The organism is Kluyvera chengduensis (assembly GCF_044197065.1).
Taxonomy (GTDB): domain Bacteria; phylum Pseudomonadota; class Gammaproteobacteria; order Enterobacterales; family Enterobacteriaceae; genus Kluyvera; species Kluyvera ascorbata_C.
Genome location: NZ_JBIQOI010000010.1, coordinates 78,445 through 93,550 on the forward strand (window position 1 = coordinate 78,445; position 15,106 = coordinate 93,550).

Below are 15,106 nucleotides of genomic sequence, written 5' to 3' on the forward strand. Positions count from 1 at the left end.
CCATGGAGAGCAAACGCCTCGATAATGCCGCGCTAGCGGCGGGTATTAGCCCAAATTACATCAATGCCCACGGCAAGCCGCAGTCTATTGGTGCCGACACCAAACGGCGTTTGCTTGACGCAATGCATCATATCGCCGCCGCGGATGTGGCGGCCACGCCGATACCCAACGTGATGGTCTGGACGTATGGTAAGAAGATGACGCTGGCGGTGGAGGGGAAGGGCGAGTTTAGCTGGATCCTCACCACCGAAGAAGGCAAGCAGTATCACGGCCAGGCGACGGGCGGTAAAACGCTCAGCCTGCCAACCCGGCTACCGGAAGGGTATCACTCGTTAACCTTGACCCAGGGCGATCAGCGCTGGCACTGCCGGACGATTATTGCTCCTGAGCGCTGCTACGAACCGCAGCCGCTGAAAGAGGCGAAAAAGCTGTGGGGTGCCTGCGTGCAGCTCTATACCCTGCGTTCGGAGAAGAACTGGGGTATCGGCGACTTCGGCGACCTGAAGGCGATGCTGCCAGAAGTGGCGAAGCGCGGCGGGTCGTTTATCGGCCTCAACCCGATTCATGCGCTCTATCCGGCCAACCCGGAAAGCGCCAGCCCGTACAGCCCGTCTTCACGCCGCTGGATGAACGTTATCTATATCGACGTGAACGCCGTGGAAGACTTCGCGCTGAGCGAAGAGGCGCAGGCGTGGTGGACGCTGCCGGCAACCCAGAAAAAGCTGCAAGCGGCACGCGACGTGGAGCAGGTGGACTACACCGCGGTGACCGAGCTGAAAATGACGGCGCTGCGTATGGCGTGGAAACGCTTTGCCAAACGTCACGATGAGCAGATGGCGACCTTCCGCTACTTTGTCGATAAAGAAGGGGAGAGCCTCTACTGGCAGGCGGCGTATGACGCGCTGCACGCCCATCAGGTGAAAGAAGATAAACTCCGCTGGGGCTGGCCGGCCTGGCCGAAGGCGTATCAGACGATTGAAAGCCCGGAAGTGCAGGCGTTCTGCAAAAAGCACGCCGACGACGTGGATTTCTACCTGTGGCTACAGTGGCTAGCCTATACCCAGTTTGCCGACTGCTGGGAGACCAGCCAGCGCGGTGCCATGCCGATTGGCCTCTACCGCGACCTGGCGGTGGGTGTGGCTGAAGGTGGCGCGGAAACCTGGTGCGACCGCGAGCTGTATTGCCTTAAAGCCTCCGTAGGCGCGCCGCCGGATATCCTCGGCCCGCTGGGACAGAACTGGGGCCTGCCGCCGATGGATCCGCATATCATCGCCGCACGCGCCTATGAGCCGTTTATTGAACTGCTGCGCGCTAACATGAAGAACTGCGGCGCGCTGCGTATCGACCACGTGATGTCGGTGCTGCGTTTGTGGTGGATCCCGTACGGTGAAACCGCCGATCACGGCGCTTACGTGCAGTATCCGGTCGATGCATTGCTGTCGATTCTGGCGCTGGAGAGTAAACGTCATCGTTGTATGGTGATTGGTGAAGACCTCGGCACCGTGCCGGTGGAGATTGTGGGTAAACTGCGTAAGAGCGGGGTTTACTCGTACAAGGTGCTCTATTTCGAAAACGACAGCGAGAAGAATTTCCGCGCACCAAAAGCCTATCCGGAGCAGTCGATGGCCGTGGCAACCACCCACGACCTGCCAACGCTGCGGGGTTATTGGGAAAGCGGCGACCTGACGCTCGGCAATCAGCTTGGGCTTTACCCTGACGCTGACGTACTGCGCGGGCTGTACCAGGATCGTGAACTGGCGAAGCAGGGGCTGCTGGACGCATTGCACAAGTACGGCACGCTGCCGAAACGTGCGGGGCATAAGGCGTCACTGATGGCGATGACGGCAACGCTGAGTCGCGGGATGCAGCGCTATATTGCGGACAGCAACAGCGCGCTGCTGGGGCTTCAGCCGGAAGACTGGCTGCAGATGTCCAGCCCGGTCAACATCCCCGGTACCAGCTCCGAATACCCGAACTGGCGGCGCAAGCTCACCACGTCGCTGGAAGCGATGTTTGCCGATGATGGGGTGAACAAGCTGATTAAAGATTTGGACAAGCGCCGGAAGGCGGCGAGTAAGAAGAAGTAACCCGGCCGAGCAATGAGTTGTAGGCCGGATAAGGCAACGCCGCCATCCGGCGGTGTGCGCCGTCATTGCCTGATGGCGCTACGCTTTTCAGGCCTACCAATAAAAATGCCGGGGCAAGCCCGGCATTTTTGTATCGAGAGTTCGTGGTGTTACACCACCATCCCCAGCAGCAAACAACCCACCAGACCGCAAACCGAGATAATGGTTTCCAGCATCGACCAGGACTTGATGGTCTCGCCGATAGTCAGGTTGAAGTACTCTTTGAACAGCCAGAAACCTGGATCGTTCACGTGAGAGAAGATAACGGAGCCAGAACCGACGGCGATAACCATCAGCTCAGGGCTAACCCCGGTGGTGGCAATCAGTGGCGCGGCGATACCGCCAGCGGTGATGGCTGCAACGGTGGCTGAACCCAGCGCAATACGCAGTACGGCGGCAATAGACCAGGCCATAAACAGCGGAGAAACGTTGGACTCGTGCATGATAGACGCGATGTACTTATCAACGCCGGAGTCGACCAGTACCTGCTTAAAGGCACCGCCACCGCCGATGATCAGCAGCATCATGGCGATAATTTTAATGGAGGAGATCAGCGTGTCATTGATGTCATCCATTGAACGGCCACGGTTCAGGCCGAAGGTGAAGATAGCAATCAGCACCGCAATCAGGGTCGCCATTACCGGGTCGCCGAAGAATTCAGCGGCAGGCAGCAGGGCGTGGCCTTTTGGCAGCACCATCTCAGCGATAGCGCGCAGCGCCATCAGGATGACCGGCACCAAAGAGGTCCAGACGCTCACGCCGAAGGATGGCATCTCTGCATCGGTGAAGGTTTTCGGGTTGTGCAGACCTTCCGGGATGGGTTTGTCGATGCTTTTCAGGCAGCGCGCGTAGACCGGGCCCGCCAGGATAACGGTCGGGATAGCCAGCAGCGTACCGTACAGCAGGGTTTTACCCATATCCGCGTGGAAGATGGTGGCGATAGCAGTTGGGCCCGGGTGCGGCGGCAGGAAGCCGTGGGTTACGGAGAGCGCAGCGGCCATTGGCACACCCACGTACAGCAGCGGAATACGCGCGTTTGCGGCGATGGTGAACACCAGCGGCAGCAGCAGCACGAAGCCCACTTCATAGAACAGCGCGAAGCCGACGGTGAAGCCAGTCAGTACGACGGCCCACTGAATGTGCTTACGACCAAATTTGTCGATAAGGGTAGTGGCGATACGCTGCGCGCCGCCGCAGTCTGCCAGCATCTTACCGAGCATGGCGCCGAAGCCCATAATCAGCGCCAGGCTGCCGAGGGTGCCGCCGACGCCGTTTTTGATGGAGACGATAACTTTGTCCAGGGGCATACCCTGCATTAATCCGACGGCCAGAGCCACCAGAACCAGAGCGATAAACCCGTTCATTTTGAAACGGATCATCAGCAGTAATAAGAGGATAACCCCGATAGCTACGATGATTAATGGCATAATTTATCCAGCCTTTAATTTGTTATGGGTAACGTCACTGGTGTTGCGACAATGTCCAATTGCCCCTACAGAGGGAATAGGTACTGACTTCTCCACGCCACCTTGATGTTGTATGACTCAGCAAAGAATAGCTGGCTATTTATTTAACGCGGTGGTGTGTGTTGCGATGATACGGGTAACATGTAGAGGTTGAGAATAACCCCATGCATGGAAATGTGAAATCTGCGACGGTAGTCAAATTATTGGTAGGGTTATTGCACTGCTTCGAGCGGAAATTTGCGAGGAATGTTGCACGGTAACATGGGTAGAACGGAGATTTCCCCGGGGTCGACGTAAACGCCTCGCCCGGGCTGCCAGTGAGAATCGCGCTCGTTTGTAGCCCGGCCAAGCGAAGCGCCGCCGGGACGAGCACAAAGCTAACTTAGTAGTAAGAGTGCTCGCCGCGCTGGTGCTCGGTCAGATCGCGCACGCCTTTCAGTTCCGGGAATTCGGCCAGCAGCTGCTTTTCGATACCGTCTTTCAGGGTGACATCAATCATTGAACAACCGTTACAGCCGCCGCCGAATTGCAGAATGGCGTAGCCGTCGTCGGTGATTTCCATCAGCGACACGCGGCCACCGTGGCCAGCCAACTGAGGGTTAACCTGCGACTGCAGCATGTATTCAACGCGCTCCATCAGCGGGGCGTCGTCGGACACTTTACGCATTTTCGCGTTTGGCGCTTTCAGGGTCAGCTGAGAACCCAACTGATCGGTGACGAAATCAATTTCCGCATCTTCCAGATACGGAGCGCTCAGCTCGTCGACATAGGCGGTGAGCTGTTCAAATTTCAGGGCAGTATCACTTGCTTCCACCGCATCCGGCGGGCAATAAGAAACGCCGCATTCTGCGTTAGGCGTACCAGGGTTAATCACAAATACACGGATTTGTGTCCCTTCTTCCTGATTTTGCAGAAGTTTGGCAAAGTGCGCTTGCGCAGTATCGGAAATACGGATCATAGCTTTGACCTAATAGTTGACTACTTTAGTTGGTTATAATACGCCCATCGATGGGGGTCTACAAGGTGCGACACAGACACCATACCTGAACGCTCGCCGCGCCATTTCGCAAAAGAAGCCGGGAAATCTCGGCAACGGTGCTGCCCGTAGTGACCACATCATCCACAACAACCATATGGCGACCTTGAACCGGTAATTCAAGCTGGAACGCATTTTTCAGGTTCTGCTTGCGCAGCCGTGCGTTGAGCTGATGCTGCGTGGCTGTCGGGCGGGTACGGGTGAGCGCTCGCGAGTTGAATTCACAAGGCAGCCATTTTGCCAGCGCCTGGCAGAGTAGCTCGCTCTGGTTATACCCCCGCCGCCAGTGACGGCGCTGCCACAGCGGCACGCTGATAAGCTGTTGCGGCATAGGCCGCGTGGCGTTTTGCCGCACAGCCAGCAGCAGCAGGCGCGCCAGTACAGGAGCCAGCTCTGGTTGGCCGCTAAATTTGAAGTGATGAATCAACGTGCTGAGCGGAGGTTGATAGTCGTTAATCGCGATCAGGCGTTGCCAGGGCGGTGGTTTTTGCAGGCAGCGCCCGCAGGGGACGTTGCTGTCAGCCGAAGGTAAACCGCACTGTGGGCAGAGACAAATGTGGAGCGTGACCGCGCGGGTGCAGCGGGAGCAGATACCCCACGCTGGTAGCGCCAGCGGCATTTTGCATAGCCAGCACGAGCCGTGGACTGTTAGCATAATCGCCTCCTGAACTGATAAAACGAGAACGATAGCTGATGAACGACATCTGGTGGCAAACCACGGGCGAAGGAAATTGTCATCTTGTGCTGCTGCACGGATGGGGGCTGAATGCCCAGGTCTGGGATTGCATCACGGCGGAATTAGGCGCGCATTTTACGCTGCATCTGGTCGACCTACCGGGCTACGGTCGCAGCGAAGGTTTTGGGGCGTTATCGCTTGCCGAAATGGCCGCGCATGTGCTGGAAAAAGCCCCTGAACAGGCTATCTGGCTTGGCTGGAGTCTGGGCGGGCTGGTGGCAAGCCAGGTGGCATTGCAGCATCCTGAACGGGTCTCCGCGCTGGTCACCGTGGCTTCATCGCCCTGCTTTAGTGCGCATGAGGATTGGCCCGGCATTAAACCCGAGGTACTAAGTGGATTCCAGCAGCAGCTTAGCGAGGATTTCCAACGTACCGTTGAGCGTTTCCTGGCGTTGCAAACGATGGGAACCGAAAGCGCGCGTCAGGATGCTCGTGCGCTGAAGCAGGCGGTGCTGTCGTTGCCTATGCCGTCGCCAGAGGTCCTGAACGGCGGGCTGGAGATCCTGAAAACGGCAGACCTACGCCAGCCGTTAGCCGGGCTGACGATGCCGTTCCTGCGTCTTTACGGCAGGCTCGATGGCTTGGTGCCGCGCAAAATTGTGCCCATACTGGATACCCTGTGGCCGCAGAGTGAATCGCTTATTTTTGATAAAGCGGCTCATGCACCGTTTATCTCGCATCCGCAGGCGTTTTGCGAACCGCTGGTGGCATTGAAAGCGCGGATTAAGAATTAATTCTGCTCTGAGATGGTAAAAGTGGAATTCATAGCAATACTTAAGCTGTTGCCGTAGGTGATTATCCTGCTCACCGCGCAGCGCAAATAACAACCTTAAGGAGAGTAGAGGCTATGAAATTTGTTACAGGTATTGTTGCATCTCTGGTGATTGGCTCCCTGTCGTTTGGTGCGTTTGCTGCTAAGGAGATTCAGAAAGATGACGTGGCTAAGATGAACCTGACGAAAATCGGCAACATCACCACCTCGCGTACGACGTCGCCAATGGATGCCAAGCAGGATCTGTCGAAAAAAGCCGATGAAATGGGCGGGAAGTACTACGTTATCATCGCCGGTGAGAAAAACGAGAAAACCGTTCACGGTAACGCGGACGTCTACAAATAATCTTTCGTGTTGATCCCCGACGCTGGTTGCAGCGTCGGGGGGACCGTCTTAACGCAGCGCCCACCACTGACGTAGGCAGGCTTTTCCTTCCGGGCAGCTTTTACAACTGCCGGTCAGACATCCATCAGGTTCTTCGTCAATTTTCATGACTTTCCCCATGGCTTCCAGGCGGTTCAGCATGGCATCGATCAGCGCCTGCGGCGTATGCAGTTGGGCGCTGAGCTGTGAGGCTTCCATGCGTCCCTGCAATGCCAGCATATCGCGTACTTCAATCAATGATGCCATGTTGACTCCTAGTGACAATCGCCTGCTGGGCTAGAGCAGCAGGATGTCGGGGTTTTACGCGTGGCCAGCAGGGAGACATCCACCCGGCTACGGGCACGGCGCAGCAGACCAATCACCACGACGTTGAACAGAATCACTGCCAGGATGCATACCAGGCTGTAGCGTGGGTGCTGGCTGAAGCTTACCGTCTGGTAGTACAACGTAGAAAGCGAGTAGGCGATATTCAGGCCCCACAGAATGGAGAAGGACATCCAGCCACGGCTCGACTCACGGGCAATGGCTCCCATTACCGAGATGCACGGAATATAGAGCAGAACGAAAATCAGGTAGCTGTAGGCGGCCGCCGCGCTGCCGAATTTACTGCTCATCACGCCCATCGCCCCGGTTTCCATCTCACCGTCGCCCTTGCTGGCTTCGATTGGGTTGGCCAGTACGCTCAGGCTGAAGGTGTCTTTCAGGCCCTGCCAGGTTTCATCAGCCGCAGCCAGCAGCTCTTCACCGAGGCTAAATTCCTGCGGATTAAACTCTTCGTTCTGGATGTTTTCGGCGGTGTAGAGGGTGTTCAGCGTACCGACCACCACTTCTTTCGCCATCGCCCCGGTAAACAGACCCACGGTGGCCTGCCAGTTATCGTCATGCACGCCAATCGGTTTAAACACCGGGGTGATCGCCCGGCTGACGGAGGCCAGCGCGGAGTCATTGATGTTGTCGACGATTTTGCCGCTGAAGGAGAAACTGTTCAGCGCGCTCAGGAAGATACTGACGATAACGATAACTTTACCGGCACGAAGTACGAAGCCTTTAAGGCGCTGCCAGGTCTGGATAATCAGGCTCTTAATATGCGGTACGTGGTACACCGGCAGCTCCATCACAAACGGTGACGCTTCACCGCGCATAATGGTGTATTTGAGCATCAGGCCGGTCAGGATAGCGATAACGATCCCCAGCACGTACAGGGAGAAGACCACCAGCGCGCCGCCCTGGCCGAAGAAGGCGGCGGCGAAGACGGCGAAGATAGCCAGACGCGCGCCGCAGGACATAAACGGCGCCATCATGATGGTCATCAGACGCTCACGCGGGGCGTCCAGTGTACGTGCGCCCATCACCGACGGTACGTTACAGCCGAAGCCGACGATCAGCGGCACAAAGGATTTACCCGGCAGACCCAGAGACTGCATCAGGCGGTCCATGACGAACGCGGCGCGCGCCATGTATCCGGAGTCTTCAAGGAAGGAGAGGAACAGGTACATCATGCCGATTTGCGGCACGAGCGGCAGCACGGTGTTGATACCGCCACCGATACCCTGCGCCAGGAAAACGGTCAGCCAGTCCGGGAAGTGAAGCTGGTAGCCAATCCACTGAATGCCGTGAATAAAGATAGCGACGGAACCGCCGTCAAAGATCGGCTGCAGCGCGCCACCGATGTTGATAGCGAGTAAGAACATCAGGTACATGACGAACAGGAAAATCGGCAGACCCAACACGCGGTTGAGGACGATTTTGTCCAGCGCGGCGGTGAAGCGGCTTGGCTCAGCGGTCAGGGTATTGCTGACGGCGTCGCAAATCGCGGCGATGCTTTGGTAGCGAGCGTCGGCGATATGCAGCGCCGGGTCGTCCATCTCTTCTCTCAGATGCGCCAGGGAGACGTCCAGCTTGTGCGCAGCATCGCCAGCGTAGGCACTGCTATAGATATCGCCTTCGAGCATCTGCATGCCCAGCCAGTGGCGCTGGCGTTCAGGGATCTCCTGCGCCATCTCTTTCGCCAGTTTATCGGCTTCGCGTAGCAGCGGCTGCGGGTAGTGCACCAGCTCAATCGGTTGGTTGCCCTGATGGCGGTCAATGGCCATTTTCAGTGCTTCGATTCCGCGGGCGCGGGTAGAGACCAGCGGCACAACCGGACAGCCGAGGCGCGCCGAGAGCGCATCTACGTCGATACGGATTTGCTGTTTCTCGGCAATGTCGAGCATGTTCAACGCGACCACGCACGGAATGCCCAGTTCAAGCAGCTGTAGCGTCAGGTAGAGGTTACGTTCCAGGTTGGAGGCATCGACCACGTTAATCAGCAGGTCGGCGTCGCCACTCAGAATATAGTGGCAGGCGATCTGCTCATCCAGCGAGGTTTGCGATGAAATGGTGGTCAGCGAGTAGGTGCCAGGCAGGTCGACGAGGGTGACCTGGTGATCGGTGGTGGCGAACGCGCCTTCTTTACGCTCAACCGTAACCCCGGCCCAGTTGCCCACGCGCTGGCGCGCGCCGGTAAGCTGGTTAAATAAGGTTGTCTTGCCGGAATTAGGATTACCAATTAAACCAATGGTTAATTTTTTCATATTTCAGACTCTTAGTACCGGGCTGGGGTTATTGCGCGACGGCTTCTAATTCAATAAGCGCGAGATCTTTTTTACGCAATACCAGGCTAACGCGACGGGTTTCAATATGAATAGGGTCGCCGAGTGGCGCAACGCGAACCACATTAAATGACGATCCCGGCAGCATACCCAGTGACAGCAGTTTCTGACGATAGGCTGGGCTAATTTCGCGGGAGAAACCGACAATCTTCCACGCAGTATCAGGTGTAAATTGCATAGAACCTACTTATATATCGCTAGCTGAACGAGAGGGAACCCGCGCGCTGCCTGGCGGCAACTGGGGCATCGTCACAGAATAAAGGAATAAAGCTTACTGAATATGATGATAATGAGAATGGTTTTTATCATCAATACATATTATGCGATCGGCGAGAAATTCGAGCGGAATTTGCACTTTTTTTGATATGACGCAAGCAACGTATTGTAGCTATGAATGAATTAAATATTACTTTCTTCGCTTAATGTTTAATTAAAGTTTCATTGGTTAATAAAATAAAACATGATGAGGCTTATTATTAAAAGCCTATAAAGAACGAACGATAGGGTGAGATATATTGCGGTAGCCCGGGCGAGGCGTTTTAACGCCGACCCGGGAGCTCTGGAGCCTTTCCCGGCGTCGCTATGCTCGGCCGGGCTACCTGTTACTATTTAGCGTTTTTTGCCCATGGCGGCTGCCAGCGCGTCCATCATGGCGCTGTTGCCTGCCGGTTGCGCTTCGCGACCGCGCGGTTTTGCCGCTTTCGCGGCCGGGCGGTTGTTGCCCTGGCTGCGATCGTTGCCGCCGCCGCGACGGGCGTTGGTTTCGCCCGGTTGTTCGTCAAGACGCATGGTCAGCGCAATACGCTTACGCTGCAAATCAACTTCCAGCACCTTCACTTTGACGATATCGCCCGCTTTCACCACGGTGTGTGGGTCTTCGACGAATTTATCCGCCAGCGAAGAGATATGCACCAGACCATCCTGATGCACGCCAATATCCACGAACGCGCCAAAGTTGGTGACGTTGGTGACGGCGCCTTCGAGGATCATCCCCGGCAGCAGGTCGTTCATGGTTTCCACACCGTCGGCGAACTTCGCGGTTTTGAACTCAGGACGTGGATCGCGGCCCGGTTTCTCCAGCTCTTTGATGATGTCGGTAACGGTTGGCACACCGAAACGCTCGTCGGTGAACTCGGAGGCTTTCAGACTTTTGAGCTCGTTGCTATTGCCCATTAAATCCTTCAGCGCCTGCTGCGTGGCGGCCAGAATTCGCTCGACCACTGGATAGGCTTCCGGGTGAACGGTTGAGGCATCCAGCGGGTTGTCGCCGTGGTTAATACGGAGGAAGCCCGCGCACTGCTCAAACGCTTTTGGCCCCAGACGGCTCACCTTCAGCAGCTGCTGGCGGTTCTGGAACTGACCGTTCTCATCACGCCAGGCGACGATGTTCTGTGCCATCATGCGCGTCAGGCCCGCCACGCGGGTCAGCAGCGGCACGGAGGCGGTGTTCAGGTCTACGCCGACGGCGTTTACGCAGTCTTCCACCACCGCATCGAGCTTACGCGCCAGCTGGGTCTGGCTCACGTCGTGCTGATACTGACCGACCCCGATGGATTTCGGGTCGATTTTCACCAGCTCTGCCAGCGGATCTTGTAAACGACGGGCGATAGATACCGCGCCGCGCAGGGAAACGTCGAGGTCCGGGAACTCCAGCGCCGCCAGTTCGGAGGCCGAGTAGACGGATGCGCCCGCTTCGCTGACGATCACCTTCTGGGCGGTGACTTTCGGGAACTGCTGCTGTACGTCGAGGAAGAAGCGCTCGGTTTCGCGAGACGCCGTTCCGTTACCGATAGCCACCAGCTCGACGTTGTGTTTTTCGCACAGCGCGGCGACGACAACCGCTGCTTTTGCGGCCTGACCGGTATGCGGATAGATGGTGTCGGTAGCGACCAGTTTACCGGTACCGTCGACCACCGCGACTTTAACGCCGGTACGCAGGCCGGGATCGAGGCCCATAGTCGCACGCAGGCCAGCCGGTGCGGCCATCAGCAGGTCGTGCAGGTTGCGGGCGAAGACCTTAATGGCTTCATCTTCCGCACGTTCGCGCACGGTGCCCATCAGTTCGGTTTCGAGGTGCATCAGCACCTTGATACGCCAGGTCCAGCTCACCACGCCTTTACGCCAGCTGTCCGCCGGGGCGTTGTTCAGGCGCAGGCCGAGGTGGTCGATAATAATTTGTTCGCAGTAGCTCTCTTTCGGCGGCTCGTCGAACTGCGGGTCGGCGTTGAGAGAGAGTTGCAGCACGCCTTCGTTACGCCCGCGGAACATCGCCAGCGCGCGGTGGGAAGGGGTGGTTGAAATCGGTTCGTGGTGGTCGAAGTAGTCGCGGAACTTGGCGCCTTCCTCTTCTTTGCCGCTGACCACTTTGGCGACCAGGTGGGCGTTCTTCCACAGATAGTCACGCACTTTTGCCAGCAGGCCCGCGTCTTCCGCGAAGCGCTCCATCAGGATATAGCGCGCGCCGTCGAGGGCGGCTTTGGTGTCCGCAATGCCCTTATCGGCATCGACAAATTTGGCGGCTTCGGTTTCCGGGTCGTGGGACGGCTCGCTCCACAGCAGGTCGGCCAGCGGCTCAAGGCCCGCTTCAATGGCAATCTGCCCGCGGGTGCGGCGCTTCTGTTTATACGGTAAGTAAAGGTCTTCGAGCTCGGTTTTGTTGAGCGTGCCGTTGATGGCTTTTTCCAGCGCCTCGGTCAGCTTACCTTGCTCACCGATGGATTTCAGAATGACCTGACGGCGGTCTTCCAGCTCACGCAGATACCCGAGGCGGGTTTCCAGATTACGCAGCTGCGTATCATCCAGTCCGCCGGTGATTTCCTTACGATAACGTGCAATAAACGGCACGGTGTTCCCTTCATCAAGCAGGCGAACGGCGGCTTCCACCTGTTCGGCTCTGGCCTGAAGTTCACCCGCAATAATGCGGCAGAGCGAATCATTCATCATGGCTTGGTTTCACTGTTAGGTCATAAAATCAAGGGACAGTTATACGGATTGACTGGCAAAAATGCCAGTCATCAACAGGGGCTTCGGATTGTTCCGGACTTATTTTACGTATTCGATCTCATTCACATACCAGCTCGCTTCGCCAGCCGGGGTGTTGACCACCGCCAGATCGCCGACCTCTTTTTTCAGCAGCGCGCGGGCCATTGGCGAATCGATGGAGATATAGTCCTTACGACCAAAAATCTCATCGTAGCCGACGATGCGAAAACGCTTGGTGTCGCCGTCGTCGTTTTCTATCTCAACCCAGGCGCCGAAAAAGACTTTGCCTTCCTGCTGCGGTGAATAATCGACAATGCGCAGATTCTCCAGGCATTTGGTCAAATAACGAACGCGCCGGTCAATCTCTCTTAAGCGTTTCTTATTATACTGGTAGTCAGCATTCTCACTGCGATCGCCAAGGCTTGCGGCCCAGGTCACCTTCTTTGTGACCTCCGGGCGCTCTTCGCGCCAGAGATAATCCATCTCTTTTTTGAGCTTTTCGTACCCTTCACGGGTGATCAACTGTGTTTTCATGTTCCGTGCTTACCTGCTGCCGAGGAAAGAATACGCACAATACGTATTACGCGAGTATGCCGACAGAATAAATAATGTGTATTAAGATTCATTGTATACTTAACTCGCTGTTAAATATGCTTTGTAACAATTTAGCCTGGAATTTATACCAGATTTAGCTGGTCGGAAGCGCAGGCTTTTTTGAGAATACATGCTGAATAATTGTTGCGAACCTTTGGGAGTAAAAACAATGCAAGAGAATTATAAGATTCTTGTTGTGGATGACGATATGCGCCTGCGTGCGCTGCTGGAACGTTATCTGACCGAGCAGGGTTTCCAGGTTCGAAGCGTAGCTAACGCCGAACAGATGGACCGATTACTGACTCGTGAATCATTCCATCTGATGGTTCTGGATTTAATGCTGCCTGGCGAAGATGGCCTGTCTATCTGCCGTCGTCTGCGTAGCCAGAGCAACCCGATGCCGATCATCATGGTGACGGCGAAAGGGGAAGAAGTTGACCGTATCGTGGGCCTGGAAATCGGCGCCGACGATTACATTCCGAAACCGTTCAACCCGCGTGAACTGCTGGCCCGTATTCGTGCGGTGCTGCGTCGTCAGGCGAATGAACTGCCGGGCGCGCCTTCTCAGGAAGAAGCGGTTATCGCCTTCGGTAAGTTTAAGCTGAACCTCGGTACTCGCGAAATGTTCCGCGAAGATGAGCCTATGCCACTCACCAGCGGTGAGTTCGCGGTACTGAAAGCGCTGGTCAGCCACCCGCGTGAGCCGCTGTCTCGTGATAAGCTGATGAACCTGGCCCGTGGTCGCGAATACTCGGCAATGGAACGTTCCATCGACGTGCAGATTTCTCGCCTGCGCCGCATGGTGGAAGAAGATCCGGCTCACCCTCGCTACATTCAGACCGTTTGGGGTCTGGGCTACGTGTTCGTCCCGGACGGTTCTAAAGCATGAGGCGACTTCGCTTCTCGCCTCGAAGTTCGTTTGCCCGCACGTTACTGTTGATTGTCACCCTGCTGTTCGTCAGCCTGGTGACAACCTATCTTGTGGTGCTGAACTTCGCGATTTTGCCAAGCCTGCAGCAGTTTAATAAAGTCTTAGCCTACGAAGTGCGTATGCTGATGACCGATAAACTGCAGCTGGAAGACGGCACGCAGCTTGTCGTGCCGCCGGCATTTCGCCGCGAGATCTATCGTGAACTGGGTATCTCACTCTATTCCGATGAAGCCGCTGAAGAGGCCGGTTTACGCTGGGCTCAACACTACGAGTTCTTAAGTCAGCAGATGGCCCAGCAGCTGGGCGGGCCGACTGAAGTTCGGGTTGAAGTTAATAAAAGCTCCCCGGTGGTCTGGTTGAAGACCTGGCTGTCGCCCAATATCTGGGTGCGCGTGCCGTTAACTGAAATCCATCAGGGAGACTTCTCTCCGCTCTTCCGCTATACCCTGGCGATTATGCTGTTGGCGATAGGCGGCGCATGGCTGTTTATCCGCATCCAGAACCGACCCCTGGTCGACCTGGAGCACGCCGCGCTTCAGGTCGGGAAAGGCATTATTCCTCCGCCGCTGCGTGAATACGGCGCGTCTGAGGTACGTTCGGTCACCCGAGCCTTTAACCATATGGCCGCGGGCGTGAAGCAGCTTTCTGACGACCGTACGTTGCTGATGGCCGGTGTTAGCCACGACCTTCGCACGCCGCTAACGCGTATTCGTCTGGCGACGGAGATGATGGGCGAAGAAGATGGTTATCTTGCCGAATCTATCAATAAAGATATTGAAGAGTGCAACGCCATCATCGAGCAGTTTATTGACTATCTGCGTACCGGTCAGGAGATGCCGCTGGAGTCTATCGACCTCAACACGGTGCTGGGTGAAGTGATCGCCGCGGAAAGCGGCTACGAGCGCGAAATTGATACTGCATTGTTCGACGATGAGATCCCGGTTAGGGTGCATCCGCTGTCTATCAAGCGTGCGCTGGCCAATATGGTGGTGAACGCCGCGCGTTACGGCAACGGCTGGATTAAAGTCAGCAGCGGTCGTGAAGCGCATCGCGCCTGGTTCCAGGTGGAAGACGATGGCCCAGGGATTAAACCCGAGCAGCGTAAGCACCTGTTCCAGCCGTTTGTCCGTGGCGATAGCGCCCGTACCATCAGCGGAACGGGTCTGGGGCTGGCCATCGTGCAGCGTATTATCGATAACCACAACGGGATACTGGAGCTTGATACCAGCGAACGCGGCGGGTTGCTGATACGCGCCTGGCTGCCGGTGCCGGGAAGTCGTCCGCAAACGCCGACGAAAGAGAGCTAAAAAAAACCGCTGGGGGAGACCCCGGCGGTTTTTGTTTGTATGGTGCGGCGTGCTGTCCCGGCGGCGCTTCGCTTGGCCGGGCTACGATGCGGGTCTTGTAGGCCTGATAAGCGTAGCGCCA

Annotated in this window: 13 protein-coding genes; 5 read left to right on the top strand and 8 right to left on the bottom strand. The window is 56.5% G+C overall.

All coding sequences use genetic code 11. From position 1 onward, the window contains the following. Positions 1-2 precede the first annotated feature (2 nt). Positions 3-2,087 (top strand): 4-alpha-glucanotransferase, encoded by a 2,085-nt coding sequence (gene malQ, locus ACH1XZ_RS19915; RefSeq protein WP_395596870.1) that lies wholly within the window; start codon positions 3-5, stop codon positions 2,085-2,087. A gap of 149 nt (positions 2,088-2,236) precedes the next feature. Here the strand turns inward: malQ and gntT are convergent, their stop codons facing one another. The 3 genes from gntT to gntX form a co-directional block, all read right to left on the bottom strand. Beyond that, the gene (gntT, locus tag ACH1XZ_RS19920) at positions 2,237-3,553 is read right to left on the bottom strand and encodes a gluconate transporter (RefSeq protein ID WP_035892130.1); all 1,317 of its coding nucleotides are present in this window, start codon (positions 3,551-3,553) and stop codon (positions 2,237-2,239) included. 421 nt (positions 3,554-3,974) lie between these two features. Then, positions 3,975-4,550, bottom strand: coding sequence for a Fe-S biogenesis protein NfuA (gene nfuA / locus ACH1XZ_RS19925; protein ID WP_035892128.1), 576 nt, complete (start codon positions 4,548-4,550; stop codon positions 3,975-3,977). A 58-nt stretch (positions 4,551-4,608) separates the two neighbouring features. Next, positions 4,609-5,283 (bottom strand): DNA utilization protein GntX, encoded by a 675-nt coding sequence (gene gntX / locus ACH1XZ_RS19930; protein ID WP_395596871.1) that lies wholly within the window; start codon positions 5,281-5,283, stop codon positions 4,609-4,611. Positions 5,284-5,321: 38 nt separating this feature from the next. Here gntX and bioH point away from each other — a divergent pair, with 38 nt between their 5' ends. Both bioH and ACH1XZ_RS19940 read left to right on the top strand, forming a co-directional pair. Beyond that, the gene (bioH, locus tag ACH1XZ_RS19935; RefSeq protein ID WP_395596872.1) at positions 5,322-6,098 is read left to right on the top strand and encodes a pimeloyl-ACP methyl ester esterase BioH; all 777 of its coding nucleotides are present in this window, start codon (positions 5,322-5,324) and stop codon (positions 6,096-6,098) included. 113 nt (positions 6,099-6,211) lie between these two features. Then, a complete protein-coding gene (locus ACH1XZ_RS19940; protein WP_395596873.1) occupies positions 6,212-6,481 on the top strand; it encodes a YdgH/BhsA/McbA-like domain containing protein in 270 nt (89 codons plus the stop codon). 48 nt (positions 6,482-6,529) lie between these two features. Here the strand turns inward: ACH1XZ_RS19940 and feoC are convergent, their stop codons facing one another. The 5 genes from feoC to greB all read right to left on the bottom strand — a co-directional run bounded on the left by feoC (position 6,530) and on the right by greB (position 12,687). Next, positions 6,530-6,766 (bottom strand): [Fe-S]-dependent transcriptional repressor FeoC, encoded by a 237-nt coding sequence (feoC, locus tag ACH1XZ_RS19945; RefSeq protein ID WP_395596874.1) that lies wholly within the window; start codon positions 6,764-6,766, stop codon positions 6,530-6,532. 8 nt (positions 6,767-6,774) lie between these two features. Continuing rightward, the gene (feoB, locus tag ACH1XZ_RS19950) at positions 6,775-9,093 is read right to left on the bottom strand and encodes a Fe(2+) transporter permease subunit FeoB (RefSeq protein WP_395596875.1); all 2,319 of its coding nucleotides are present in this window, start codon (positions 9,091-9,093) and stop codon (positions 6,775-6,777) included. 28 nt (positions 9,094-9,121) lie between these two features. After that, positions 9,122-9,349, bottom strand: coding sequence for a ferrous iron transporter A (feoA, locus tag ACH1XZ_RS19955; RefSeq protein ID WP_052282977.1), 228 nt, complete (start codon positions 9,347-9,349; stop codon positions 9,122-9,124). Between the two features lie 431 nt (positions 9,350-9,780). Next, positions 9,781-12,114: a Tex family protein gene (locus ACH1XZ_RS19960; RefSeq protein ID WP_395596876.1), complete on the bottom strand. Its 2,334-nt coding sequence runs from the start codon at positions 12,112-12,114 to the stop codon at positions 9,781-9,783. Between the two features lie 99 nt (positions 12,115-12,213). Further along, positions 12,214-12,687 carry a transcription elongation factor GreB gene (gene greB / locus ACH1XZ_RS19965; RefSeq protein ID WP_035892118.1) on the bottom strand — a complete coding sequence of 158 codons (474 nt, stop codon included), beginning with the start codon at positions 12,685-12,687 and terminating at the stop codon, positions 12,214-12,216. Between the two features lie 229 nt (positions 12,688-12,916). Between greB and ompR the strand changes: the two genes are divergently transcribed. Both ompR and envZ read left to right on the top strand, forming a co-directional pair. Next, the gene (gene ompR, locus ACH1XZ_RS19970; protein WP_001157751.1) at positions 12,917-13,636 is read left to right on the top strand and encodes an osmolarity response regulator transcription factor OmpR; all 720 of its coding nucleotides are present in this window, start codon (positions 12,917-12,919) and stop codon (positions 13,634-13,636) included. Continuing rightward, positions 13,633-14,985 carry a two-component system sensor histidine kinase EnvZ gene (envZ, locus tag ACH1XZ_RS19975; RefSeq protein WP_395596877.1) on the top strand — a complete coding sequence of 451 codons (1,353 nt, stop codon included), beginning with the start codon at positions 13,633-13,635 and terminating at the stop codon, positions 14,983-14,985. Before ompR ends, envZ begins: the two co-directional genes overlap by 4 nt. Positions 14,986-15,106: the final 121 nt, after the last annotated feature.

Bases quoted from the DNA above. Each gene is read 5' to 3' on its own strand.
- feoA (WP_052282977.1), bottom strand. From the start codon at position 9,349: ATGCAATTTACACCTGATACTGCGTGGAAGATTGTCGGTTTCTCCCGC.
- ACH1XZ_RS19960 (WP_395596876.1), bottom strand. From the start codon at position 12,114: ATGATGAATGATTCGCTCTGCCGCATTATTGCGGGTGAACTTCAGGCC.
- greB (WP_035892118.1), bottom strand. From the start codon at position 12,687: ATGAAAACACAGTTGATCACCCGTGAAGGGTACGAAAAGCTCAAAAAA.
- malQ (WP_395596870.1), top strand. From the start codon at position 3: ATGGAGAGCAAACGCCTCGATAATGCCGCGCTAGCGGCGGGTATTAGC.
- ACH1XZ_RS19940 (WP_395596873.1), top strand. From the start codon at position 6,212: ATGAAATTTGTTACAGGTATTGTTGCATCTCTGGTGATTGGCTCCCTG.
- nfuA (WP_035892128.1), bottom strand. From the start codon at position 4,550: ATGATCCGTATTTCCGATACTGCGCAAGCGCACTTTGCCAAACTTCTG.
- feoC (WP_395596874.1), bottom strand. From the start codon at position 6,766: ATGGCATCATTGATTGAAGTACGCGATATGCTGGCATTGCAGGGACGC.
- ompR (WP_001157751.1), top strand. From the start codon at position 12,917: ATGCAAGAGAATTATAAGATTCTTGTTGTGGATGACGATATGCGCCTG.
- bioH (WP_395596872.1), top strand. From the start codon at position 5,322: ATGAACGACATCTGGTGGCAAACCACGGGCGAAGGAAATTGTCATCTT.
- gntT (WP_035892130.1), bottom strand. From the start codon at position 3,553: ATGCCATTAATCATCGTAGCTATCGGGGTTATCCTCTTATTACTGCTG.
- envZ (WP_395596877.1), top strand. From the start codon at position 13,633: ATGAGGCGACTTCGCTTCTCGCCTCGAAGTTCGTTTGCCCGCACGTTA.
- gntX (WP_395596871.1), bottom strand. From the start codon at position 5,283: ATGCTAACAGTCCACGGCTCGTGCTGGCTATGCAAAATGCCGCTGGCG.
- feoB (WP_395596875.1), bottom strand. From the start codon at position 9,093: ATGAAAAAATTAACCATTGGTTTAATTGGTAATCCTAATTCCGGCAAG.